This window comes from Pseudomonas sp. MF08831 (assembly GCF_059862645.1).
This window is the reverse complement of sequence record NZ_JCBCUX010000025.1, coordinates 1-19,087: the sequence shown is the minus strand read 5'-3', so window position 1 is coordinate 19,087 and position 19,087 is coordinate 1. Positions and strand designations below refer to the sequence as shown.

The following is a 19,087-nucleotide window of genomic DNA, read 5'->3' as shown; positions in this document are numbered from 1 at the left end:
TCATCGAGCGCTATGTTGCAATGTTCAGGTCATCATTCCTGAGGCCTGTCATGACCACTCTTCTGCATATTGAATGCTCGCCGCGCAAACAGCGCTCTGCATCGCTGGAAATCGCCCGAGAATTTATCGCGCGTTATCAGCACAACGCCCCGGACACCCGCGTGGTGACGCTGGACCTTTGGGCTCTGGACCTGCCGGAGTTTGATGGCCCGATCATGGAGGCCAAATACGCCGGCCTCAGCGGCACGGCATTGACCGAGGAACAGACGGCGGCCTGGGACTCACTGAGGTCGCTGGCGACCCATCTGCACCAGGCCGATCTGCTGGTGTTCTCGGTGCCGCTGTGGAATTTCGCGCTGCCCTACAAGCTCAAGCACTTTATCGACGTAGTCTCGCAGAAGGGCGTGCTGTTCGAGTTCAGCCCGGAGCATGGTTTGCGCGGGTTGCTGCATGACAAGACGGCGGTGAATGTGTATGCGCGGGGCATGGATTTTTCAGCGCCCGACGCACAGGCGATGGACTTTCAGAAGCCGTACATGGAAGCCTGGCTGGGCTTTATCGGCGTGACCGATGTGCACTCGCTGTCTGTGGAAAAAACTATCCTGGGGCCAGAGGTGGATCAGGCATCTCGCCAGGCAGCCACCGAGCAGGCCCTGGCGCTGGCGGACCGCCTCGCTTGACTACGGACCGCGGCAGGCGCCAGCTTGCCGGCGAAGGCGATGTGATGAGCAGCGCCAGGCGTGAGGGCCAATCGCCGGCAAGCAGGTTCCTACACAGGCAGACGCATCAGGCGGACAGCTTTTCTACCCACTTGCCGTAGGCGTCGATAAACGCCTGCAGGAACGGCCTGGTCTTTTCCGAAAGTTTTCCTGCGTCATCAAACACGCTGCCCGCGCCCCCCAGGTACGCTTCCGGTTGCTGCATGCACGGCACATCAAGGAACACCAGCGACTGGCGCAGGTGGTGATTGGCACCAAAGCCGCCAATCGCTCCGGGCGACACGCTGATGACCGCACCCGGCTTGCCGCCCCAGACACTTTGCCCGTAAGGACGAGACCCTACGTCAATGGCATTCTTCAACGGTGCGGGCACGGAACGGTTGTATTCGGGCGTCACAAACAACACCGCGTCGGATGAACGTACTTGCTGACGGAAACTACTGTAGGCTGCGGGCGGCGATGCTCCCTCGAGGTCTTCGTTGTAGAGCGGCAAATCGCCAATTTCCACAATGTTCAATTTGAGAGTGGCAGGGGCCAGTTCGGCCAGTGCCAGGGCGACCTTGCGGTTGATCGACTCTTTTCTCAAGCTGCCAACCAGGACGGCAATCGTGTAGACCTTGCTCATTGAGGTTTTCCCGACGTTTGACTAAGGAGCTTGCAGTTATAAAGTCTTCGCGGCAGGTTCACCAGAAGGTTTTGATAAATCCGCAGACGTTTGCCGAGCAGTGACTTGCGTAGGAAGACTCTGAAAATATCAACGAATAGTATTTTTTTTCCATAGGTAAACTACCCCGCTCCATGACGGTCTACAGAACCGCAAATCGAGTGTTTATCTCCAGAGGTTCTAAACAGATGGCTGCAGTACTTGTCGGACAGTTCCATGCCAGAGACGCGGAAGGACGCGTGTATTCGGTGCATGAGTTCCAGGAATCCAACCCGGTGCAAGGCGACCTGGCTGGCTCGGCGCCTACCACTACCTACAAGCTGGCCATTGGCGATCGTGTAGAGAAACTGGAAGGCGATGAATTCAAATTGATCCAGTCGGGGACCATTATCGTCCGCGAATCGCAAACGACCCTCGCGTCATAAGATCCCGGCTTATCGACCTGCTCAGTCCTGGCCATTGATGGCATTGACTGGGCTGGGTGATCACGGCCGGCTTATCTGCGTCACTTCCACGCCCTGCTCGCCCTCCATCTGCTTGAGCGTCACCATCAAACGCCCCCGCTCGCCTTCAACCGCATACAACGAACGCTTGTAACCTGGCGCGCCGTTAGCGGGATAGGCCACCACCTGCCTGACCAACACCACCTCCAGCACTGCCCCCACCTGCGCATCCACCTGTTCCTGGGAACGGATAAACGCCTCGAGTGCGCGACTTTCCGGTGTGTGTTCATCGTGATTATCGAAGAGATAAGCTGCCACGCACCCCACGGTCACCAGCACCAGGAGTTGCTTGGCCGTTACCCCGAAGAAACGTGAGGGAATAGGCATTCGAGACCAGACCTGTTTTTGTTGTATTGGTCGTTATTGATCAGCGCAGCCATTCTAATCAGCTCGATGGCTAATGCCAGATGAATCAGTTGTCGCCGTAGGTAATGTCCTTGTTATCGCCGACTCCGCCCAGCGTACGGTCCTTGCCGAACGAAAACAGGTCGAACGCCGTGTTGGGCTGGGTTGCCGGGTAGTGGTACTGATAGGCAACGCCCCAAGGGTCGGTCAACAACTCGTCACTGACATAGGGCCCTTTCCACTGGGCGTCCTGCGCAGGTCGCGTGGTCAGCGCCTCCAGACCTTCCTCATCGGTGGGGTAGCGACCCGTGTCTTGGTGAAACTGCTCAACCGCCTTGCCCAGCTCGGCCACCTGGGCCTTGGCCGTCGCGATCTCTGCCAGCGTTACATCACCAAACAAGCGCGGCCCCACCGCCAGGGCCAGCAAGCCAATGATGACCAGTACCACCAGCACCGCCCAGCGTGTAAAACCTTGCTGGGGTTGCGGTTTGCCTGTGACTGCGGTGTATCCGGGCCTTGGAAGGGCTCCCTGTTGAACCTCGGTTGATACGCTCTTTATATGACCCGCTCGTTGCAGCGCACGCAAGGTGAACGTTAGACGACGCGCATCAAGGCCCGCGCTGTTTTTTTCCCAGCCATTGAATCCCCGCCCCACTGACCCTAGACTCCGGCGATGCGTTTACGTCATATCGAAGTGATTCAGGCCATCTTGCAGACCGGACACCTCGGCACGGCCGCCGAGTGGTTGCAACTTCCCGTGGGCGATGTAGACGCAACGCTCAAGGATGCCGAGCAGCAATTGGGCTTCATGCTGTTTGCCAGTGTGCGCGGGCGTTTGCAAGCGACGCGCGAAACACTCGAACTGCAGGCACACATCAGTCACCTCTATGAGGCGCTGGAGCCGGTGCAACGCCTGGCCAGCCGCTTGAAACTCCACCATGCTCCGGCCTTGCGCGCGCTATGCACCCCGCCGCTGGCCAATCAGTTGCTGCCGCAAAGCATCGCCGTACTGCGCCGGCGCTTCCAGGACACGCCGTGCAACCTGTCGAGCCAGCCGACCCGCGAGATTGTCAGAAGCCTGCTGCTGCACGAAGCCGATGTGGGCCTGAGCCTGCATGACCCGCAGCACTCGCAAATCCAGAGCAGCGTGTTGGCCGAGGGCAAGTTGCAATTGCTCGCGCCCCATGGCTGGCTGAAACCCAAACAAAAGTACATCGCCCTGCAGGACCTGGCCGGGCAATCGCTGATCGGGCTTGAAGGGCATGACCCCTTGAGCCGCGTGCTGGACGCCAAGCTACAGGCCCTGCGCCCGCTGCCGGTGGTGCAGACGCGGGTGCAGACCTACCAGATGATGCGCAGCATGGTGGAAGCCGGCGAAGGCCTGGCGATTGTCGACCCGTTCACCGCGTCCGGTGCACGCGAAGCTGGGCTGGATGCATGCCCGGTGTCGCCGCCGATCATGGTCAGCCTGTACGCACTGACTCTCAGGGACGCCCAGACGTCACCGGCACTCAATGCGTTGCTGGACATTGTCACGCAGAAGGCCGATAGCCTGCTGGCGAGTTAAACCTGTTCAAGTTCAGTCTTGAACAACCGGTACCAGAAAATCGCCACTTCACGCGTCTGCGGGTCAATACCGCGATAACGCAGTTGATCAATCCCGCCCATCACATAGCCGCAACGCTCATACAATCGGCAAGCGCCGAGGTTGTTGTTCTGGGTTTCCAGCATCATGCCCGGCAGGTTTTTCTTGCGACTCCAGAACTGAGCCACGTCCAGCAAGGCCTTGGCCACCCCATGACGGCGCGCAGGCAAGGCCACCGCCAGCTCATCGACGTGGGCAAAGCCATTCCAGTTGGTGCTGACCACGATATGACCCACCGCACGGTCATCCAGGTACGCCATGAAGATCGCGCTGTCGGGCGCATCGCGAAAACTGGCGAATTCCTCCGGGTCGATGCCATAACATTTGCGGTACGGCAGGATGCGCTCAACGGCCCACTGGTCGACGCGTTTGCCCATCTCGGGTACGCCGTAGGCACTGACTTCAAAACTGAAATCATTGCCCCACACGTAGGCATCAAAACCTTCGTCGGCGACCCGTACGCTGAGCCCCGGGTACTTCGGGTTCATTACAGCTTGCATAAACATCCTTTACCCTTTGATGCAATCGACGGTGTAACAACGACCACTGCCGTCGTCTTCGTGTTGCAATCCATGAACATCGGCGACAAAACCGGGAAAACTGCTATCGAACGTCCTCGCGAACGCCAGGTAGTCAATGATCGATCGGGTCGACTCGGTAAAGCGCTCACCCGGCATGATCAACGGAATGCCCGGCGGATAGGGCACCAGCATCACGGCTGCGATGCGACCTGGCAAGGCGTCAATCGATACCGCCTCCACTTCACCCCTGACCAACTGGTCGTAGGCGTCAGCCGGTTTCATCGCGATTTCCGGCAACACTGTGTACATGCGCTTGAGGTGTTTGGCCGTGGCATTGCTGCGATAACAGCCGTGCAGTTGGTCACACAGGTCGCGCAAACCGAGGTTCTGATAGCGCGCCGGCCCTTGTTTAAACACCGAGGGCAAGCAACTGGCCAGGCTGACATTGGCGTCGTAATTGCGCTTGAACTCCAACAGTTCGGTGAGCAAGGTACTCCATTTGCCTTTGGTGATGCCCATGGAAAACAGCACAAGGAAGGAATACAGGCCGGTTTTTTCCACCACCAGCCCACGCTCCCAGAGGAACTTGCTGACCACTGCGGCGGGAATCCCACAGTCGCTCAAGGCGCCGCCGGCGTTCAGGCCGGGCATCACCAGGGTCACTTTGATCGGGTCAAGCAGCACATAATCTTCGGCCACATCGCCAAAACCGTGCCAGTCGTCCTGCGGATGCAACAGCCAGTCCGCGGTGACAACCCGGTCGATACCCGCCACCGAAGGCGGCTGCCAGATGGAGAACCACCAGTCCTCGGCAGCGATGTGCTGGCGCAGGTTGGCCAGGGCGCGCCGAAAACTCAACGCCTCATCAAACATTTCCTGCAGCAGTGAACGCCCGGCGGGGCCTTCCATCATCGCCGAGGCCACGTCCAGCGATGCGATGATGCTGTACTGCGGCGAGGTGGAGATATGCATCATGAACGCTTCGTTGAAACGGTCACGGTCCAGCTGCCGCGCGCCGCCGTCTTGCACATGAATCATCGAGGCCTGGCTGAAGGCCGCCAGCAGCTTATGGGTTGAGTGCGTGGTAAACACCAGAGGGCTGTCGGGCGTGCGTGAAGTGCCCATGCCGTACCGCCCGGCAAAGAACTCGTGAAACGCCGCGTAGGCGTACCAAGCCTCGTCAAAATGTAACACCTCGACACTGTTGCCCAATTGTTGCTTGATCAGCTCGGCGTTGTAGCACAGGCCGTCATAGGTGGAGTTGGTGACCACCGCCATCTTCACTTTCGGTGGCCGGCCACGCGTCAAAGGGCTGGCTGCGATTTTGGCGCGGATCGACTCGGGGCTGAACTCGCTCAAGGGGATCGGGCCGATGATCCCCAGTTCGTTGCGTTCCGGGCACAGGTAGAGCGGGATCGCACCGGTCATGATGATCGAGTGCAGCACCGACTTGTGGCAGTTGCGGTCCACCAGCACCAGGTCGTCCCGGCCGACCATGGAGTGCCAGACGATCTTGTTGGCCGTGGAGGTGCCGTTGATCACAAAGAACGTATGATCGGCGCCAAAGTTACGCGCGGCGCGGGCCTCGGCTTCGGCCAACGGCCCGGTGTGATCGAGCAGCGAGCCGAGTTCCGGCACCGACACGGACAAGTCCGAGCGCAGCGTGTTTTCGCCGAAGAACTGATGAAACGCCTGCCCCACCGGGCTTTTACGATACGCCACGCCGCCGCCATGGCCGGGCGTGTGCCAGGAGTAATTGGAGTCGGCGGTGTGTTGCACCAGGGCTTTGAAGAAAGGCGGCAACAAGCCATCCAGGTATGCGCGCGCCGCGCGAGCCACTTGTCGGGCCAGAAACGGCACGGTGTCTTCAAACAGATAAAGAATGCCGCGCAACTGGTTGAGCTCACTCATGGCATCGGCGGGCGCGTTTTCCAGCGTGACTTGCTCGCCCAGGGCAAAGATCGGCAGGTTGGGCGCCCGCACCCGCGCCAGGCGGATCAGTTCGACCATGTTTTGCAACAGGTGGGTATTTTCCCCGGCACCTTCAGCGGCGATCAACATGCACGCCAGCCCGTGATGGGTAGAAGCCACCAGGCGGCCTTCGGCGTAATCCACTGCAGAAAAAATACTGAAGCCTTCTTGTTCCAGTTCGTGGGCGATACCTCGAACCCGGTCACCGGCAACGGTGTCGGCCTTGATATCACGGTGCACAATCAGAACAGGAAACTTCAGGTCTTTGTACATGAGTGCGGGCAGTCCCCAGGGCTATGTACTCAGGGTAGAAGCTGGGAGCGGATGTGGCGAATGAAGATTTCCAAGGCGCTGCAAATCAACCGTGGGAGCTGGCTTGCCTGCGATGGCGATGGATCAGTCACAGATAGGTTGGCTGGCCTACCGCTATCGCAGGCAAGCCAGCTCCCACATTTTTTAACCGTGTTCGACCGAGGCTATTGCTGGGTCAGCTGCGACCACAACGCCGGCGCACCCGCCGACTTGGCAATCGCTTCCAGACGCGCCGCGTGCTCAGCCAGATCCTGCTCACTGGCACGGATGATGGTGGTCGGCTTGCGATCAGCCGGCAGGCGGCGGATTTCTGAAGGGCGATTACCCGAACCTTCTGCCGAGCCGGTGCCGTCGGAGGCATTACCGGCCAGGGACAGGCTGGTTTGCCCGCCGGTCATGGTCAGGTAAACGTCGGCCAGAATCTCGGAGTCGAGCAAGGCGCCGTGGAGTTCACGGCCGGAGTTGTCGACGCCGTAGCGTTTGCACAAGGCATCCAGGCTGTTGCGCTGGCCTGGGTGACGCTCGCGCGCCATCATCAAGGTGTCGAGGATCGAGCAATGCTGGGAAATATCCGCACGCTCGGTCTGCCCCATCAGGGCAAATTCGTTATTGATGAAGCCGACGTCGAACGCCGCGTTGTGGATGATCAGTTGGGCGCCGTTGATGAATTCGAAAAACTCGTCGGCCACTTCGGCGAAGCGCGGCTTGCCCTTGAGGAACTCATCGGTGATGCCGTGGACGCCGATCGCACCCTCGTCACTGTCACGGTCCGGTTGCAGGTAGACGTGGAAGTGACGCCCGGTAAGACGGCGACCTATCAATTCGACACAGCCGATTTCGATGATCCGGTGACCATCGGTCACCGGCATGCCGGTGGTTTCGGTATCGAGTACAACAGATCGGATGGCCATCAGGGTTCAGCTCTCAACGGTGGTATGCAGTGTGGTGTGCGTCAAAGGGCGCGATGTTAACACGTCAGTCGGCTCAGCTCTGTTTGTAGCCGCGCACTTCATCCACACCCCGGTTGGCCAGTTGGTCGGCGCGCTCGTTGCCGGGGTGACCGATGTGCCCACGCACCCATTTCCAGGTGATGTTATGGCGATTGCATTGCTCATCGAGCAACTGCCAGAGGTCGGCGTTCTTGACCGGTTCCTTGGCCGCGGTTTTCCAGCCGCGCTTTTTCCAGTTGACCATCCACTCGTTGATGCCCTTCATCACGTACTGCGAGTCGGTCACCAACAGCACGTCACAACGGCGCTTGAGCTCTTCCAGGCCACGAATGGCACCCATCAGCTCCATGCGGTTGTTGGTGGTGTTGGCTTCGCCGCCCCACAATTCCTTCTCCACGCCCTTGCACACCAGCAAGGCGCCCCAGCCGCCGGGGCCGGGGTTGCCCTTGCAGGCGCCATCGGTGAAGAGTTCTACGCTATCGGTCATCGGTTGCATCCATCAAAACGGGCTGGCGATCATCGACCGACAGTATCCCGAGGCCGAAAAATTCGGCGGGTCATCAAAAAGAGGTTTACGGTTCGCTTTGCTTGCGATTGACCTTGGCCATCGGCATCGGCACCAGCTTGCCGATGGGCTGGCGCAGCACCTGACGCACCGGCCGCAGCCCGACCACGATCTTGCGCGCGACCAATAAATAGAAGCCGCCACCCGACAATTGCCAGGCGCCCGCCCGGCGCTCCCAGCCCGCCAGACGGCCTTGCCACTTGGCCGACGCAAGCGGCGGACGATAGCACCCGAAGCGGCGTTTCTCCAGCGCAAAGCCCAGCAGGTTCAGCCAGTCGCCCACCCGCGACGGCGAGATGCAGCGTGCCTGGCGCAGGCCATCATGGGCAAACACATGGCGAAGGCCCCAACTGCTCCAGGGGTTGATGCCGACAATCAGCAAATGGCCCCCAGGGCGCACACTGCTCGCGGCTTCGCGCAACAAACCATGGGGCGACAGGCAAAAATCCAGGCCATGCTGCAACACCACCACGTCGGCGGCATGCTCGCTCAAGGGCCAGGCCTGCTCCTCGCAGACGATCTCCACACCCGGCAACGGCGCACCGAGGCGCACATTGCGCTGCACCTGCGGCGCAGAAGGCGGCGTCTGCGCAGATGGACCGTAATGCACCAAATAGCCACCAAAGAACCGGCCCAGCTCGTCTTCGAGCATGCGCCGTTCTTCATCCAGCAAAAATTGTCCGATCGGCCCGGACAGCCATTCACGGGCTGCGCCGATCAGGGCCAGCCACTCAGGATCGGCCTGGGCGAACGCTTTATCAGTCATTGCATTCTCCAACTCGCCTAGACGTTCTAAGATGCACCAATGTGTTCAGCTTGGCGAATCGAAGAATGATACAGATCAGTGCCCTACCCGCCTTCACCGACAACTACATCTGGTTGTTACAAGACCCGCACACCCAGCGCTGCGCCGTGGTCGACCCCGGCGATGCCACGCCGGTACTGGCCTGGCTCAAGCAAAATCCGCAGTGGGCCCTCAGCGACATCCTGATCACCCACCATCACCATGATCATGTCGGCGGCGTCGAGCAACTCAAACGTGTGACAAACGCCAAGGTGTACGGCCCGGCAAACGAGAACATCCCGGCGCGGGACGTCGCATTGCAGGACAACGACCGCATCAGCGTACTGGGCCTGGACTTCGACGTTTATAGCGTGCCGGGCCATACCCTCGGCCATATCGCCTTTTACCATCAAGGCCTGCTGTTTTGTGGCGACACGCTGTTTGCCGCCGGTTGCGGCCGTCTGTTCGAAGGCACGCCGCAACAGATGTACACCTCGCTGGAACGCCTCGCCGCCCTGCCAGCCGAGACCCTGGTGTACTGCACCCACGAATACACACAAAGTAACCTCAAATTTGCCCAGGCGGTGGAGCCTGACAACGGCGATATCGCCGAACGGGTCGAACAGGTCAAGCAATTGCGGGCCCGCGGCGAGATGACGCTGCCGTCCAATCTCGCCCTGGAAAAACGTACTAACCCTTTTCTTCGTACCGCCGAAACATCCGTTAAACAAAAAGCGGACGAACGGAATGGGCGCGATAACCGCGCTGGGGCCGAGGTGTTTGCTAGCTTGAGGGCGTGGAAAGATAAGTTCTAAGCGGATGCAATCTGATACGGATTTTCTGAATGGTTGACCGGAACCAAAGCGCTTTCTAGAATCGCCCGACATTTTTGCCCGGAACTTACTTCCAGCCAATGTCGTCATCTATTCGTAAATCCATTTCTTCAGACGCATTGACCCGCCTGGCTCAAGCCGTGGCGGTGGCTGTGTCCGCTACTCTGGCGGGCTGCCAATCGACTCATTTCGCTGCACAATCCACCGTGCAACCCAAACCCAATCTTGCCGCCAAGATCAAGCAAAAACCTATTTGGCTCTCAGAGAAGCCCAGCCCCGAAGTCCCCCAGGATGTCTGGGAACGCATGCGACGGGGCTTTCAATTGCAGGACGGCCTGGGCGTCAACCCGCGCATCGAGCAACAGCGTTTGTGGTTCGCCAGCAACCCGTCCTTTTTGGAGAACGCCGGAGAACGCGGCAGCCTCTACATTCATTACATCGTCGAACGCCTTGAAGAACGCAACATGCCCCTGGAGCTGGCGCTGCTGCCAGTGATTGAAAGTGCCTACAACCCAATGGCCTACTCGCGCAGCGATGCAGTCGGCTTGTGGCAGTTCATTCCCTCCACCGGGCGCTACTTCAACCTGCGCCAGACCCGCGCCTACGACGGGCGCCGCGACATCACCGCCTCCACCACCGCCGCCCTGGACTACCTGACACGCCTGCATGACATGTTCAACGGCGACTGGTTGCTGGCCCTGGCGGCGTACAACGCCGGTGAAGGCACGGTCAGCCGGGCCATCGAGCGTAACGAAAAGCTCGGCCTGCCGACCGACTACTGGAACCTGCCCCTGCCCCAGGAAACCAAAGACTACGTGCCCAAGTTCCTGGCATTGTCCCAGGTGGTGCTGGCCCCCGAGGCCTATGGCGTCAACCTGAACCCGATCGCCAACACCCCGTACTTTGAAGTGGTTGAAGTCAAGCAAAGCATGGACCTGTCACGGGTCGCCGCGCTGGCTGAAATCGATGAAGACGAACTGTTTCAGCTCAACCCGGCCCTGAAACAACGCACCACCCTCGACGGCCCCCAGCACTTGCTGGTGCCGAGCTCCAAGGCGCATCTGCTTACCAGCACGCTTTCGACGATGAAGCCCGAAGAACTGCTGGCCATGCGCCCGAAAAAGCAGGTGTTCGACGAAGTCGAGACCGCGCGCGTAGCCGGGCGCAGCCGCAGCTACAAAGTGCGCACTGGCGACAACCTCACGCTGATCGCCAAGGCGAACAGGGTCGATGTGCATGACCTGCAGCGCTGGAACAAGCTCAACGGCCAGGCCCTCAAGGTCGGCCAGACCCTGGTGATGCAAGACACGCGCAAGCTGGTGGCCAAGGCTGACAGCAAGAAGCCGGTGCAGTACAAGGTCAAAAAAGGCGACTCGCTGTACATCGTCGCCAAGCGCTTCAACGTTGAGATGCAACATCTCAAGCGTTGGAACCCGCGCACGGGCCAGGCACTCAAGCCAGGCCAGATGCTGGTGGTTTCCGGGCCAAGGTAAACCTGCGTAAGCGCTGGCCTGTGTGGGAGCTGGCTTGCCTGCGATGCAAACACCTCGGTGCATCCGTTGCACCGCATTGATGGCATCGCGGGCAAGCCCGCTCCCACATTTGTTCTGCACACCGTTCAAACCCTTATCGGCCCCTGACCGGGGGCTTTCCAACAGCCTTTTTCCAGCCGGAACAAGCTGTTACTGTACCGATCATAAAGCCCAAGCCGCCTGGATCGGATCTCTGACTTGAAGCGTCCCCTCCTTCTACTAATAAGTCTGGCCTTGAGCTTTGCGGCGAACGCGACAATTACCGAGAGCCACGGTTATACGCAGTTCGGCACGCTCAAGTACCCGGCCAAATTCACCCACTTCGATTGGGTAAACCCTGCAGCGCCAAAAGGCGGGACACTGCGGGTCATGGCATTTGGCACCTTCGATACGCTCAACCCCTACACCTTCAAGGGCTCAAGCCCGGTTTCCACGCCCAATTTCCTGCAATACGGCGTCAATGAGCTGAACGAGCCGTTGATGGTCGGCACCGGCCAGTACGCGCCGTCCGGCGATGAGCCCACCTCCAGCTACGGGCTGATCGCCCAGTCGGTGGAGTACAGCGAGGACCGCAGTTGGGTGGTGTTCAACCTGCGCCCCGAAGCACGTTTCCACGATGGCAAGCCGATCACCGCCTATGACGTGGCGTTTTCCTATCGCACCCTGCTGACCGAAGGCCACCCGCAATACCGCACCAACCTGCAGGAAGTGGCGCGGGTCGATATCCTCAACCGTCATCGCATTCGTTTTGTGTTCAAGCGCGCCGGCAACCCGCTGCTGATCCTGCGCCTGGGCGAACTGCCGGTATTGCCCCAGCACTACTGGAAAAACCGCGACTTCAAGGCCACGACCTTCGAGCCACCGTTGGGCAGCGGGCCCTACCGCATCACCAAGGTCACGCCTGGCCGGCAGTTGGTGTTCGAACGGGTCAAGGATTACTGGGGCAAAGACCTGCCGGTGAACCAGGGTTTCTACAACTACGATAACGTCGAGGTGGAGTTCTACCGCGACAGCGACGTGGCCTTTGAAGCCTTCAAGGCCGGCGAATTCGATATTTATATCGAGCACCAGGCCAAGAACTGGGCCACCGGCTATAACTTCCCGGCGGTCAACCGCGGCGACGTGATCAAGGCGCAGATCGCCCACCAGATCCCGACCCAGAGCCAGGGTCTGTTCATGAACACACGGCGGCCGACCTTCGCCCAGACCAAGGTGCGCGAGGCCCTGGGGTTGATGTTCGACTTTGAATGGACCAACCGCACCCTGTTCAGCAGCGCCTATAAACGCACCCTGAGTTACTACCCCAACAGCGAGTTTTCCGCGACTGGCGTACCGGTGGGCCATGAGTGGCTGATGCTCTCGCCGTACCGCGACCAGCTGCCGCCCAACCTGTTTACGCAAGCCTTCAGCCTGCCGCAGACCGACGGCCGCGGCATTCCGCGCCAAACCATGCGCCGCGCCCTGGCCTTGCTGGGTGAAGCCGGCTGGAAGCTGTCGGGACAGCGCCTGCTCAACAGTGACGGGCAGCCGCTGCGTTTCGAAATTCTGCTAGTCAACCCGAATCTGGAGCGCATCCTGCAGCCGTATGTCGAGAACCTCATCAGCATCGGCATCGACGCACGCCTGCGTACCGTTGACCGGGCGCAATACAAACAGCGCCTGGATCAGTTCGACTTCGACATGATCCTGATCACCCTCAACCAGACCTTGAGCCCAGGCCTTGAGCAGTGGCAGTACTTCCACTCCAGCCAGGCCAGTATCAAGGGCAGCAAGAACTACGCCGGCATCGCCAACCCGGTGGTCGACCGCCTGCTGGAACAACTGCTGGCGGCGCAGACCCGCGAAGAACAACTGGCCGCCGGCCGCGCCCTTGACCGGGTGCTGCTGTGGCAGCACTACAGCATTCCCAATTGGTACCTCAACTATCATCGCTTGGCGTACCGCAACCGGTTCGCCTTTGTCACCACGCCGCCTTACAGCCTGGGCCTGAGCGCGTGGTGGCTGAAAGCTTCGGAGAAAGCCCAATGATGAAATTGCGCACCGCATTCCTGAGCAGCCTGTTGCTGTGCAGCGCGGTCAACGCCGCGCCGCAACACGCGTTGACCCTCTACAACGAGCCTCCCAAGTACCCCGCCGACTTCAAGCACTTCGACTACGTAAACCCCGAGGCGCCCAAGGGCGGCACCTTTCGCGAATCGAGCATGGGCGGCTTCGACAGCCTCAATCCCTACATCAGTAAGGGCGTGCCCGCAGACAACCTGCCGTTGATCTACGACACCCTGGCCATGCAAAGCCTGGACGAGCCTGTGACTGAATACGGGCTGGTGGCCGGCAAGATCGAAAAGGCCCCCGACAACAGCTGGGTGCGGTTCTACCTGCGCCCCGAAGCGCGCTTTCACGATGGGCACCCGATCCGCGCCGAAGACGTCGTCTTCACTTTCCAGACCTTGCTAAAGGACGGCTCGCCGCTCTACCGCACCTACTACGCCGACGTTGATGAAGTGGTGGCCGAAGACCCGCTGCGCGTGCTGTTCAAGTTCAAGCGCACCAATAACCGTGAGTTGCCACTGATCCTCGGCCAGTTACCGGTATTGCCCAAGCATTTTTGGGCCAGCCGTGACTTTGCCAAGGGCAACCTGGAAATACCGCTGGGCAGCGGGCCGTACAAGGTGGCGCAGGTCAAGGCCGGGCGCATGGTTCGCTATGAACGCGTCAAGGATTACTGGGCCAAGGACCTGCCGGTCACCCAGGGTTTCTACAATTTCGATAACCGCATCACTGACTATTACCGCGACAGCACCGTGGCGCTCGAAGCCTTGAAAGCCGGGCAATTCGACTACTGGCCGGAATTCAGCGCGAAGAACTGGGCCAACGCCTACAACATCCCGGCCGTCACCGAAGGAAGGCTGATCAAGGAAGAAATCCCCAACGGCAACCCCACCGGCATGCAGGGTTTTGTGTTCAACACACGCAAGCCGATGTTTCAGGATGTGCGGGTGCGCAAGGCGATCAGCCTGCTGCTGGATTTCGAGTGGAGCAACAAACAGCTGTTCAACGGCGCCTACACGCGTACCCGCAGTTACTTTGAAAACTCGGAAATGGCCGCCACCGGCCTGCCGGGACCGGATGAAACCGCAATCCTGGAACCGTTTCGCGACAAGCTCCCCGCCGAAGTCTTCACCCAGGCGTTCGCGCCTGCCAAAACCGACGGCAGCGGCATGATCCGAACCCAGCAGCGCGAGGCCTACCAGTTGCTGCAAGAAGCCGGCTGGAAGATCGTCGACGACAAGATGGTCGACACCACCGGCACACCGGTGACCATCGAGTTTCTGCTGACCCAGACCGACTTCGAACGCGTATTGCTGCCGTTCAAACGCAACCTGGCGGACCTGGGCATCAATCTGGTGATCCGCCGCGTTGACGTCTCGCAGTACATCAACCGCTTGCGCTCACGCGACTTCGACATGCTGGTGGGCAGTTTCCCGCAGTCGACCTCACCGGGTAACGAACAACGCGAATTCTGGGCGTCTTCCAGTGCCGACAAACCCGGCAGCCGCAATTACATGGGCCTCAAGGACCCGGTCATCGACCAACTCGTCGAAGAGCTGATCGATGCAGACTCGCGTAAAAGTCTGGTGGCCCACGCCAAAGCCCTCGACCGGGTATTGCAGTTCGGCTACTACGTGATCCCCAACTGGCACATCAAAACTTTCCGTGTGGCCTATTGGGATCACTTGGGCCACCCCAAAGTCTCGCCACGCTACGACGTCGGCACCGCGACCTGGTGGGCCAAACCTGACGTAAAACCAGCCGTTACCCTGGACACAAGCGCCGATCCGGCGAGCGGAGGCGATTAAATGCTGGCTTATATTGTTCGCCGTCTGTTGCTGATCATCCCCACGCTGTTCGGGATTTTGCTGATCAACTTCATCATCATCCAGGCCGCTCCCGGGGGGCCGGTGGAACAGATGATCGCCAAACTCGAAGGGTTTGAAGGCGCCACCAGCCGCATCGCCGGCGGCGGTGCCGAAGTGTCGGTGGCCGGTTCCAGCTACCGCGGCGCCCAGGGCCTGGACCCGGCGCTGATCAAGGAAATCGAGAAGATGTACGGCTTCGACAAATCGGCGCCGGAACGGTTGTGGATCATGGTCAAGAACTACGCCCGACTGGATTTCGGCGACAGCTTCTTCCGTGACGCCAAAGTCATCGACCTGATCAAGGAAAAGATGCCGGTGTCCATTTCTCTCGGGTTATGGAGCACGCTGATCATGTACCTGGTGTCGATTCCGCTGGGGATCGCCAAGGCCACGCGCCACGGCAGCCACTTCGACGTGTGGACCAGTTCGGCAATCATCGTCGGTTATGCGATCCCGGCGTTCCTGTTTGCGATCCTGCTGATCGTGGTGTTTGCCGGCGGCAGCTACCTGGATTGGTTCCCCCTGCGCGGGCTCACCTCGAACAATTTCGACGAACTGAGCTGGAGCGGCAAGATCCTCGATTACTTCTGGCATTTGGCCCTGCCCGTCACGGCGCTGGTGATCGGCAACTTTGCGACCATGACGCTGCTGACCAAAAACAGCTTCCTTGACGAGATCAACAAACAGTACGTGGTCACCGCCAAGGCCAAGGGCCTGACCCACCACCGCGTGCTCTACGGCCACGTGTTTCGCAACGCGATGCTGTTGGTAATTGCCGGCTTCCCGTCTGCCTTTATCGGTATCTTCTTCACCGGCTCGTTGCTGGTGGAAGTGATCTTCTCCCTCGACGGCCTGGGCCTGATGAGCTTTGAAGCAGCGATCAACCGCGACTACCCGGTGGTGTTCGGCACGCTGTTTATCTTCACCTTGCTGGGGCTGGTGGTGAAACTGATCGGCGACCTCACTTACACCCTGGTCGATCCGCGTATCGACTTTGCCAGCCGGGAGCATTGAGATGAACCTGTCCCCCCTCAATCGCCGTCGGTTCGAGCGTTTCAAGGCCAACAAGCGTGGCTGGTGGTCGCTGTGGCTGTTCCTGATCCTCTTCGTACTGAGCCTGGGCGCGGAGTTGATCGCCAACGACAAGCCATTGGCCGTGCACTTCGACGGTGACTGGTACTTCCCGGCACTCAAGCGCTACCCGGAAACCGCCTTTGGCGGCGAATTCCCGCTGGAGGCCAACTACAAGAGCCCGTACATCCAGGAACTGCTCAAGGCCAAGGACGCCTGGACGCTGTGGGCGCCGATCCCGTTCAGCTACCAGAGCATCAACTACGACCTGAAAGTGCCGGCCCCCGCCCCGCCCTCTTCGGTCAACCTGCTGGGCACCGATGACCAGGGCCGCGATGTTTTGGCGCGAGTGATCTACGGGTTCCGCGTGTCGGTGCTGTTCGCCCTGACCCTCACCGTGCTCAGCTCGATCATCGGCGTGATCGCAGGCGCCTTGCAGGGGTTCTACGGTGGCTGGGTCGACCTCGCCGGGCAGCGCTTTCTGGAGATCTGGTCCGGCTTGCCGGTGCTGTACCTGTTGATCATCCTCGCCAGCTTTGTGCAGCCCAACTTCTGGTGGCTGCTGGGGATCATGCTGCTGTTTTCGTGGATGAGCCTGGTCGATGTGGTGCGTGCCGAATTCCTGCGCGGGCGCAACCTCGAATACGTGCGCGCGGCCCGCGCGCTGGGCATGCAGAACGGCGCGATCATGTTCCGGCACATCCTGCCCAATGCCATGGTGTCGACCATGACCTTCATGCCGTTCATCCTCACCGGCGCCATCGGCACCCTCACCGCGCTGGATTTTCTCGGCTTCGGCCTGCCAGCCGGCTCGCCGTCGCTGGGCGAACTGGTGGCCCAGGGCAAATCCAACCTGCAAGCGCCGTGGCTGGGCATCAGTGCCTTTGCCGTGCTGGCGATCATGTTGAGTTTGCTGGTGTTTATCGGCGAGTCCGCTCGCGATGCCTTCGACCCGAGGAAATGAGATGAATCAGGACAATCTGATCGAAGTCCGCGACCTGTGTGTCGAGTTCGTCACCGGCGACCATCACCACCGGGTGGTCAATAACGTCAATTTCGATATCAAACGCGGCGAAACCCTCGCCCTGGTCGGCGAAAGCGGCTCGGGCAAATCGGTCACTGCCCACTCGATCCTGCGCCTGCTGCCCTACCCGCTGGCCCGCCACCCGGCCGGCACCATCACCTATTCCGGGCAGGACCTGCTGACGCTCAAAGAAAAAACCATCCGGCATATTCGCGGCAACCGTATTGCGATGATCTTCCAGGAGCCGATGACCTCGTTGAACCCGCTGCATTCGATTGAAAAGCAGATCAACGAAGTGCTCGGCCTGCACAAGGGGCTCACTGGCAAGGTCGCCACCCGGCGCACCCTGGAATTGCTCGAGCTGGTGGGCATTCCCGAGCCGCACAAGCGCCTCAAGGCCTTGCCCCACGAGCTGTCCGGCGGCCAGCGGCAGCGGGTGATGATCGCGATGGCCCTGGCCAACGAACCGGAGTTGTTGATCGCGGATGAACCGACCACGGCCCTCGACGTGACGGTGCAGTTGAAGATTCTTGAGCTGCTCAAGGAGTTGCAGGCGCGCCTTGGCATGGCGTTGTTGCTGATCAGCCATGACTTGAACCTGGTGCGGCGCATCGCCCACCGCGTGTGCGTGATGCAGAAGGGTTGCATCGTCGAGCAGGCTGACTGCGAGACGCTGTTCCAGGCGCCCCAGCACCCTTACACCCAGGAGTTGCTGGCGGCGGAACCCAGTGGCGGGCCGGCGACCAATGACGTGGGGCCGCCCTTGCTGGAGGTTGATGACCTGAGGGTGTGGTTTGCGATCAAGAAGGGCTTTTTGCGTAACACCGTGGATTACGTCAAGGCGGTGGACGGTATCAATTTCAGCCTGCCCCAAGGGCAAACCCTGGGCATTGTTGGCGAGAGCGGCTCGGGCAAATCCACCTTGGGCCTGGCAATTCTGCGTTTGATTGCCAGCAAAGGTGGGATTCGTTTTGAGGGCCAGCAGCTGGACCGGCTGACTCAGCAGCAGGTGCGCCCGTTGCGGCGGGAAATGCAGGTGGTGTTTCAGGACCCGTTTGGCAGCTTGAGCCCGCGGATGAGTGTCAGCGAGATTGTTGGCGAGGGGTTGCGGATTCACAAGATGGGCACGGCTGTTGAGCAGGAGGCCGCGATTATTGCGGCGCTGCGTGAGGTTGGGCTGGATCCGGAGTCGCGGCATCGTTATCCGCATGAGTTTTCCGGGGGGCAGCGGCAGCGGATTGCTATCGCCCGGGCGTTGGTGCTCAAGCCACGCCTGATTTTGCTGGATGAGCCGACGTCGGCGCTGGACCGTACGGTGCAGCGGCAGGTGGTGGAGTTGTTGCGCAGTTTGCAGGCCAAGTACAACCTCACTTACCTGTTTATCAGCCATGATTTGGCGGTGGTGAAGGCGTTGAGTCACCAGTTGATGGTGGTCAAGCATGGGCAGGTGGTGGAACAGGGGGAGGCTTCGGCGATTTTTGCTGAGCCGCAGCATGTTTATACGCGGCAGTTGTTGGAGGCGGCGTTTTTGGTGCCGGCTGGGGTACGGGCGTGACGGGGTGTATATCCGTTATTGGGTGATGGCTGAGATGGGTTCCGCCCTTACGGCGGGTCACTTTGGAAAAGCCCCAAAGTAACCAAAGGGCTCTTGCCCCACCACTCGGCACCTCGCCTGGGCTCGGTGTGCCCTCACTCCGGCTTGAATCCGTGGGCCGCCGTGACGGGCCATCC

Annotated in this window: 18 protein-coding genes; 10 read left to right on the top strand and 8 right to left on the bottom strand. The window is 60.1% G+C overall.

Annotation, left to right across the window (positions count from 1 at the left end):
• Window positions 1-50 precede the first annotated feature (50 nt).
• Window positions 51-680, top strand: coding sequence for an FMN-dependent NADH-azoreductase (locus AC19YS_RS31350; RefSeq protein ID WP_500603495.1), 630 nt, complete (start codon window positions 51-53; stop codon window positions 678-680).
• 106 nt (window positions 681-786) lie between these two features.
• Here AC19YS_RS31350 and AC19YS_RS31345 read toward each other — a convergent pair whose 3' ends face one another.
• Entirely contained in the window at window positions 787-1,344 is a 558-nt protein-coding gene (locus AC19YS_RS31345) for an NADPH-dependent FMN reductase (RefSeq protein ID WP_119741607.1), read from the bottom strand.
• A gap of 227 nt (window positions 1,345-1,571) precedes the next feature.
• On the opposite strand from AC19YS_RS31345, the gene AC19YS_RS31340 reads away from it, so the two are divergent.
• Window positions 1,572-1,808 (top strand): hypothetical protein, encoded by a 237-nt coding sequence (locus AC19YS_RS31340; protein ID WP_106578721.1) that lies wholly within the window; start codon window positions 1,572-1,574, stop codon window positions 1,806-1,808.
• A gap of 60 nt (window positions 1,809-1,868) precedes the next feature.
• Here the strand turns inward: AC19YS_RS31340 and AC19YS_RS31335 are convergent, their stop codons facing one another.
• Window positions 1,869-2,213: a hypothetical protein gene (locus AC19YS_RS31335; protein ID WP_200625209.1), complete on the bottom strand. Its 345-nt coding sequence runs from the start codon at window positions 2,211-2,213 to the stop codon at window positions 1,869-1,871.
• Window positions 2,214-2,298: 85 nt separating this feature from the next.
• Window positions 2,299-2,790 (bottom strand): type II secretion system major pseudopilin GspG, encoded by a 492-nt coding sequence (gene gspG, locus AC19YS_RS31330; protein ID WP_500603499.1) that lies wholly within the window; start codon window positions 2,788-2,790, stop codon window positions 2,299-2,301.
• Between the two features lie 114 nt (window positions 2,791-2,904).
• On the opposite strand from gspG, the gene AC19YS_RS31325 reads away from it, so the two are divergent.
• On the top strand, window positions 2,905-3,798 hold the full coding sequence (locus tag AC19YS_RS31325; RefSeq protein ID WP_179607455.1) for a LysR substrate-binding domain-containing protein: 894 nt from the start codon (window positions 2,905-2,907) through the stop codon (window positions 3,796-3,798).
• Here AC19YS_RS31325 and AC19YS_RS31320 read toward each other — a convergent pair.
• The 5 genes from AC19YS_RS31320 to AC19YS_RS31300 all read right to left on the bottom strand — a co-directional run bounded on the left by AC19YS_RS31320 (window position 3,795) and on the right by AC19YS_RS31300 (window position 8,961).
• The gene (locus tag AC19YS_RS31320) at window positions 3,795-4,376 is read right to left on the bottom strand and encodes a GNAT family N-acetyltransferase (RefSeq protein ID WP_119741603.1); all 582 of its coding nucleotides are present in this window, start codon (window positions 4,374-4,376) and stop codon (window positions 3,795-3,797) included. The two genes, AC19YS_RS31325 and AC19YS_RS31320, sit on opposite strands and share 4 nt — an antisense overlap.
• Before the next feature lie 9 nt (window positions 4,377-4,385).
• Window positions 4,386-6,641 carry an Orn/Lys/Arg family decarboxylase gene (locus AC19YS_RS31315; RefSeq protein ID WP_119741602.1) on the bottom strand — a complete coding sequence of 752 codons (2,256 nt, stop codon included), beginning with the start codon at window positions 6,639-6,641 and terminating at the stop codon, window positions 4,386-4,388.
• 203 nt (window positions 6,642-6,844) lie between these two features.
• Window positions 6,845-7,585, bottom strand: coding sequence for a DNA polymerase III subunit epsilon (gene dnaQ, locus AC19YS_RS31310; RefSeq protein ID WP_164487980.1), 741 nt, complete (start codon window positions 7,583-7,585; stop codon window positions 6,845-6,847).
• Window positions 7,586-7,664: 79 nt separating this feature from the next.
• Entirely contained in the window at window positions 7,665-8,117 is a 453-nt protein-coding gene (gene rnhA / locus AC19YS_RS31305; RefSeq protein ID WP_029291380.1) for a ribonuclease HI, read from the bottom strand.
• 85 nt (window positions 8,118-8,202) lie between these two features.
• Window positions 8,203-8,961 carry a class I SAM-dependent methyltransferase gene (locus tag AC19YS_RS31300; RefSeq protein WP_200625208.1) on the bottom strand — a complete coding sequence of 253 codons (759 nt, stop codon included), beginning with the start codon at window positions 8,959-8,961 and terminating at the stop codon, window positions 8,203-8,205.
• 65 nt (window positions 8,962-9,026) lie between these two features.
• Between AC19YS_RS31300 and gloB the strand changes: the two genes are divergently transcribed.
• The 7 genes from gloB to AC19YS_RS31265 all read left to right on the top strand — a co-directional run bounded on the left by gloB (window position 9,027) and on the right by AC19YS_RS31265 (window position 18,911).
• Window positions 9,027-9,794 carry a hydroxyacylglutathione hydrolase gene (gloB, locus tag AC19YS_RS31295; RefSeq protein ID WP_179607451.1) on the top strand — a complete coding sequence of 256 codons (768 nt, stop codon included), beginning with the start codon at window positions 9,027-9,029 and terminating at the stop codon, window positions 9,792-9,794.
• Between the two features lie 98 nt (window positions 9,795-9,892).
• Entirely contained in the window at window positions 9,893-11,305 is a 1,413-nt protein-coding gene (locus AC19YS_RS31290) for a transglycosylase SLT domain-containing protein (protein WP_200625207.1), read from the top strand.
• Window positions 11,306-11,542: 237 nt separating this feature from the next.
• Window positions 11,543-13,372: an extracellular solute-binding protein gene (locus tag AC19YS_RS31285; protein WP_119741596.1), complete on the top strand. Its 1,830-nt coding sequence runs from the start codon at window positions 11,543-11,545 to the stop codon at window positions 13,370-13,372.
• Entirely contained in the window at window positions 13,369-15,201 is a 1,833-nt protein-coding gene (locus tag AC19YS_RS31280; RefSeq protein ID WP_500603494.1) for an extracellular solute-binding protein, read from the top strand. Before AC19YS_RS31285 ends, AC19YS_RS31280 begins: the two co-directional genes overlap by 4 nt.
• On the top strand, window positions 15,202-16,275 hold the full coding sequence (locus AC19YS_RS31275) for a microcin C ABC transporter permease YejB (RefSeq protein WP_119741592.1): 1,074 nt from the start codon (window positions 15,202-15,204) through the stop codon (window positions 16,273-16,275).
• Between the two features lies 1 nt (window position 16,276).
• Window positions 16,277-17,296 carry an ABC transporter permease gene (locus tag AC19YS_RS31270; protein ID WP_106578708.1) on the top strand — a complete coding sequence of 340 codons (1,020 nt, stop codon included), beginning with the start codon at window positions 16,277-16,279 and terminating at the stop codon, window positions 17,294-17,296.
• A 1-nt stretch (window position 17,297) separates the two neighbouring features.
• Window positions 17,298-18,911, top strand: a complete 1,614-nt coding sequence (locus tag AC19YS_RS31265; protein ID WP_169366464.1) for an ABC transporter ATP-binding protein — start codon at window positions 17,298-17,300, stop codon at window positions 18,909-18,911.
• The last annotated feature ends 176 nt before the right edge of the window (window positions 18,912-19,087 follow it).

Excerpts from the sequence above, each read along its gene's own strand:
- AC19YS_RS31350 (WP_500603495.1), top strand. The coding sequence starts at position 51 with ATGACCACTCTTCTGCATATTGAATGCTCGCCGCGCAAACAGCGCTCT.
- AC19YS_RS31345 (WP_119741607.1), bottom strand. The coding sequence starts at position 1,344 with ATGAGCAAGGTCTACACGATTGCCGTCCTGGTTGGCAGCTTGAGAAAA.
- AC19YS_RS31340 (WP_106578721.1), top strand. The coding sequence starts at position 1,572 with ATGGCTGCAGTACTTGTCGGACAGTTCCATGCCAGAGACGCGGAAGGA.
- AC19YS_RS31335 (WP_200625209.1), bottom strand. The coding sequence starts at position 2,213 with ATGCCTATTCCCTCACGTTTCTTCGGGGTAACGGCCAAGCAACTCCTG.
- AC19YS_RS31325 (WP_179607455.1), top strand. The coding sequence starts at position 2,905 with ATGCGTTTACGTCATATCGAAGTGATTCAGGCCATCTTGCAGACCGGA.
- AC19YS_RS31320 (WP_119741603.1), bottom strand. The coding sequence starts at position 4,376 with ATGCAAGCTGTAATGAACCCGAAGTACCCGGGGCTCAGCGTACGGGTC.
- AC19YS_RS31315 (WP_119741602.1), bottom strand. The coding sequence starts at position 6,641 with ATGTACAAAGACCTGAAGTTTCCTGTTCTGATTGTGCACCGTGATATC.
- rnhA (WP_029291380.1), bottom strand. The coding sequence starts at position 8,117 with ATGACCGATAGCGTAGAACTCTTCACCGATGGCGCCTGCAAGGGCAAC.
- AC19YS_RS31300 (WP_200625208.1), bottom strand. The coding sequence starts at position 8,961 with ATGACTGATAAAGCGTTCGCCCAGGCCGATCCTGAGTGGCTGGCCCTG.
- gloB (WP_179607451.1), top strand. The coding sequence starts at position 9,027 with ATGATACAGATCAGTGCCCTACCCGCCTTCACCGACAACTACATCTGG.
- AC19YS_RS31290 (WP_200625207.1), top strand. The coding sequence starts at position 9,893 with ATGTCGTCATCTATTCGTAAATCCATTTCTTCAGACGCATTGACCCGC.
- AC19YS_RS31280 (WP_500603494.1), top strand. The coding sequence starts at position 13,369 with ATGATGAAATTGCGCACCGCATTCCTGAGCAGCCTGTTGCTGTGCAGC.
- AC19YS_RS31275 (WP_119741592.1), top strand. The coding sequence starts at position 15,202 with ATGCTGGCTTATATTGTTCGCCGTCTGTTGCTGATCATCCCCACGCTG.
- AC19YS_RS31270 (WP_106578708.1), top strand. The coding sequence starts at position 16,277 with ATGAACCTGTCCCCCCTCAATCGCCGTCGGTTCGAGCGTTTCAAGGCC.
- AC19YS_RS31265 (WP_169366464.1), top strand. The coding sequence starts at position 17,298 with ATGAATCAGGACAATCTGATCGAAGTCCGCGACCTGTGTGTCGAGTTC.